Origin of the sequence: Paenalcaligenes sp. (assembly GCF_030152715.1) — a bacterium.
Lineage (GTDB): Bacteria > Pseudomonadota > Gammaproteobacteria > Burkholderiales > Burkholderiaceae_B > Paenalcaligenes > Paenalcaligenes hermetiae.
This window is the reverse complement of record NZ_JASLIX010000015.1, coordinates 1-4,707: the sequence shown is the minus strand read 5'-3', so window position 1 is coordinate 4,707 and position 4,707 is coordinate 1. Positions and strand designations below refer to the sequence as shown.

Here is a 4,707-nt window from a genome sequence, read left to right as displayed (position 1 = left end):
GCAAGACTTTATTTATGCTAATCACCTTTCCACGGGCAGCGACCGCCAGTAACAATGCCGCTGCCATCGCTGCCACGGCACTAACAGGTACACCTAAAGGCTCTAATCCAAAAAAACCGATAAGTAATAAAATCAAAACGACCCAACCCGCCTTAAACGTCACTGGATCTTTAATCGCTTTCAGCGGTTCTGATAAATGGGTCAAACTATACGCAGCAGGAATATCTCGCTTGAAAAACATAACCAGCACACACAGGCTAGCTACGACAGACACCAAATTAACCGGCATCATAATTGCCGCATAGTCCGTAAAGCCAATAGAAAAGTAGTCCGCAGAGACAATATTGACCAAATTAGACACCACCAATGGCAAACTAGCCGTATCTGCAATAAAACCTGCGGCCATGACAAAAGCCAATGTTGCTGCCGCAGAAAAACCCATTGCCATTAACATCGCCATCACAATAGGCGTCAAAATTAACGCGGCTCCATCATTCGCAAATAACGCAGCAACCGCAGCACCTAGCAAAATAATTAACGCAAACAACCTAATGCCACTACCCCTGCCCCAGCGAGCGACATGAAGTGCTGCCCATTCAAAAAAACCGGCCTCATCCAAGAGCAAACTAATGATAATGACTGCAATAAACGTTGCGGTGGCGTTCCAAACAATTCCCCAAACCACGGGAATATCCGTCCATTGCACCACCCCAAACACAAGAGCCACCGCTGCCCCGATTAACGCGCTCCAGCCAATACCCAAGCCACGGGGCTGCCAGATCACTAAGGTCAAGGTCAAAACAAAAATCAGAATAGCAACTAACACAATACATTCCTAAGGCATAGACTTTTAGGGGAAAAAAACACAATGGATAGGACAAGAGCCAACTATAGCTCTGACAGTTCTCTTGCACTTTGCTGTAAATACGTGTGCTCTAGCTTTTCCTTAGGAAGGCTGGTGAGCAGCTCTAACCGACGTCGAATCATCAGCATCGTTTGGTTAAACGCCGCTAATTTTTCCTCCTCTGAGTCGCCGAGGTTAGAAGGATCGGAATAGCCCCAATGCGCTGTAGCGGGATGACCCGGCCAAATAGGGCACACCTCACCGGCTGCGTTATCACACACGGTAATAATCAAATCCATTGTTGGCGCCTCTGGACCAGAGAACGCATCCCAGCTTTTACTGTATAACCCCTCGGTAGACACCCCCGCATGCAGCAATACACGTAACGCAAAGGGATTCGGTTGTTGGTTTTCGCTAGGGCTACTGCCAGCCGAGTAGGCTTTGAAGCGCCCACACCCAATATCATTAAGCAAGGCCTCGGCCAAAATACTGCGGGCAGAATTGTGTGTGCATAAAAACAAAACAGTCAAAGGGAATACCTGGGGCTCATTCATAAGAACTCCGTTAGTCAGTGGTTAACGATACCAATTATTTTAATAGTACAAATATAATTGAAATGATGTCAATGGGCACAAAAAAGCCTGATCTATAAAATCAGGCTCTTTCTTTAAATAAGTGAGTTAACTAGCTGCCGCCAATACTTTTTTAGGCTCGTTTGCCAGCTGTAGAATAATACGACGGGACTGCTTATTCAGGCCAATGAAATGAATCTTCACCCCTTTATGACTAAACTTAGTGTGCACCCTCTCTAAAGCCTCAACTGCTGTTAAATCCCAAATATGCGCCTCAGACAAATCAATGTGTACTGACTTGATAGGCTCATTTAAATCCAGGCTGTCAACAAACTGCCCTGCTGACGCAAAAAACAGCTGCCCTTTAGCTTTATAAATACGGCACGTCCCATCCTCGGAAAGAAAATTATGCACACGCAAAATATCTACCACTTTGTGAGCAAAAAAGATTGCTGATAACAACACGCCCACAAGCACGCCTTTTGCTAGATCATGCGTCCAAACAGTCACGACTACCGTAGCGATCATTACTACACTAGAGCTTCTGGGGTGAACCACCAAATTTTTAACGGATTGCCAATCAAACGTACTAATCGAAACCATAATCATTACAGCAACCAATGCAGCCATAGGAATCTGGCTAACCCAATCTCCTAAAAACACAATCAAAATCAGCAGAAAAACACCTGCACATAAGCTAGATAAACGACCTCGACCACCCGCTTTCACATTAATCACCGACTGCCCAATCATGGCACAGCCTGCCATCCCTCCCAAAAAACCTGTAGCCACGTTTGCTACACCTTGCCCCATACTTTCGCGGTTTTTATTACTAGGGGTATCGGTCATGTCATCTACGATAGAAGCCGTCATCAACGACTCCAATAAACCCACTACCGCTAAGGTCAAGGAGTAAGGAAAAATGATCCGTAAGGTTTCTAAATTAAAAGGGATATCGGGAATGAGAAAAATAGGTAGCGTATCTGGTAACTCCCCCATATCTCCCACTGTGCGCACGTCAATGCCAAACCACATCGTTATAGCAGTTAACACCACAATCGTAACTAAAGGAGAAGGAAGCACAGTTGTGATGCGCGGCAATAGATAAATAATAGCCAAACCGGACGCGGTCAATGCATACACATGCCAAGTCACATTCGTTAACTCAGGCAGCTGGGCTAAGAAGATAAGAATAGCCAACGCATTGACAAAACCCGTGACCACTGACTTAGACACAAAGCGCATCAAGCCACCCAGTTTAATCATACCTGCTACGATTTGAATTAAGCCTGCCAAAATGGTAGCCGCTAACAGATACTGGAGACCATGGTCTTTAACTAAAGACACAATTAGCAAAGCCATGGCTCCAGTCGCAGCCGAAATCATGCCTGGGCGGCCACCTACAAACGCAATAATGGTGGCGATACTAAATGAGGCATACAAGCCCACTTTAGGATCTACACCAGCAATAATAGAAAAAGCAATGGCCTCAGGAATGAGCGCCAAGGCAACTAAGAGCCCCGAGACCACGTCTCGACGCGCATTAAAAAACCATGTGGAATATAAATTAGACATGCAGAAATCCAATTCTGCACAGCAGGCAGCCAGAGCCAACAACAAGGAAAAAAGAGACGCCATGAGCTACCCACTGTGCTTTATTAAACAACAGAAAAACAAAGCAAAGAAAATGGGGTAGCGAAAAGTTACATGGGTATAAAGAGAAAAGTATTTAAGAGTAATTAGGCCAAACTATAACATCTTTCAGCCCACCCCTCCATACCCTCTCTCGGCACTTCCAGTTCACCTAACCCCTTAGGATGATTCACTCCTCTATGCCCCTCTTTTCCATATAGCTTATCCAATAACCCATTCGGCCAGTTCAATGAGCTCTTTACTACCCCACGCCGTATTCTCTCAAAATCACTCCGCCATGTTTCCCTATCAACACCAGTCAAGACTTTGGTAGAAAGCATTTTTACTCCATCCGATGCATCGACCTCTAGCAATACAAATTCGCCACCATTTCGTCGTAACCCAACTGCTTTAATCACCCTTGGCGAGCCATCTTTGCATAAATGCAGTCGACTACGTCCAACTTTTGGCAAAACCAATGTTTCTTCAAAAATCACACGACATCCAAATTTGGTTTTTAAAATTGAAACTAACCCATTAAAGGCCGCAAAACGATTAGCAAAAACATGGTTGTAATTTGTTGCATCTTGCTTTCCCCCCACATCTGCCGCTGCTAATACACCGCCTAAATGTGGTTCGTCAGTACTAACCAAATTACTATTTTCATCTGTAGTAGCTTCTTCTTTTTCTAAGATTGTTTGGCTACTTCTCCTTGCTTTATGTGATTTTTCAATTTGGCTAGGTCTACTAAAGCTCACCCAGGTCGGCTCAGCCTCTATGACTCGTGTGTCTGTGTCTATATTGGCTGTCTCTTCATCGTCCAACTGTAGATGCTCATCATCAATAACTGACTCTGTTGAAACCGCTATGTGCTGCGCACTACCATCACCAGCCTCCTTTTCCTGAAAAGAGGCATGGCTAATCCGTGTTGTTCTAGGAAGCCTCACATCAAGCTCTAAGCCAACAATTTCCTCAACCAAATAATCCTTACCCTCGTTAGAGAAACGTCCTTTTACATGTAATTTCCAACCCTGCATGGGCGGAGGATCAAAGCTAAAGCACCAGCTTTCAACGCCATTCTTAATTTCTCTATTTTGTTGATAGTGCTTAAAAATGCTTTCGTACGAATCCATAACATCTTGATCCGAAAACAACCAAACCAAAAGCTGCACTACGGCCGACTGCTCTAACCCCCCTTTAGGAAACGATGCACTGGGTAAAACTCTTATCTCTAAATGATCTCGTTCAACCTCATAGTGAACATCAAACTCTTGCTGTAAAGCCGTGCTGCTCAAGCAGCTTCGGCAGAAATAGGAATTAATTAAAAATAACGACCGAGCTAGCTCTATCTGCGGGATGTGGTAGCGAATCTTGCTATATGGTGTTTCAGCTTCGTAAATAAATGAATTCTGTGCCCCATCCTTGTTGCGTACAGAAGCAAAGGACGAGAGATTAGGAAAATCGATCATTTTGGCTCGTTGAAGATCCGATGCTCTAAACTCAATCACACGATCCGCCTTATTTATTTGCTTTGTTGTACTGTTAACCACCTTAGCTCGACTTAATAAAGGCAAATGAGTGAATCGAGTCCATTTCTGTTCTTGCATTGGATTAAACCAAACAAAAATACGCCACTCTTTATTCTCTGAATTACGGAAT

General features: G+C 44.3%; 4 protein-coding genes. All 4 read right to left on the bottom strand.

Annotated features, from left to right (window positions below):
* Positions 1–826: ArsB/NhaD family transporter (locus tag Q1V74_RS00940; RefSeq protein WP_300646643.1), on the bottom strand; the 826-nt coding region annotated here is incomplete at its 3' end.
* A 62-nt stretch (positions 827–888) separates the two neighbouring features.
* Entirely contained in the window at positions 889–1,398 is a 510-nt protein-coding gene (locus tag Q1V74_RS00935) for an arsenate reductase ArsC (RefSeq protein WP_300646642.1), read from the bottom strand.
* A gap of 126 nt (positions 1,399–1,524) precedes the next feature.
* On the bottom strand, positions 1,525–2,991 hold the full coding sequence (locus tag Q1V74_RS00930) for a SulP family inorganic anion transporter (protein ID WP_300646640.1): 1,467 nt from the start codon (positions 2,989–2,991) through the stop codon (positions 1,525–1,527).
* Between the two features lie 164 nt (positions 2,992–3,155).
* Positions 3,156–4,707, bottom strand: a 1,552-nt coding sequence (locus Q1V74_RS00925) for a Tn7-like element transposition protein TnsE (protein WP_300646639.1), incomplete at its 5' end; no start/stop codon positions are given.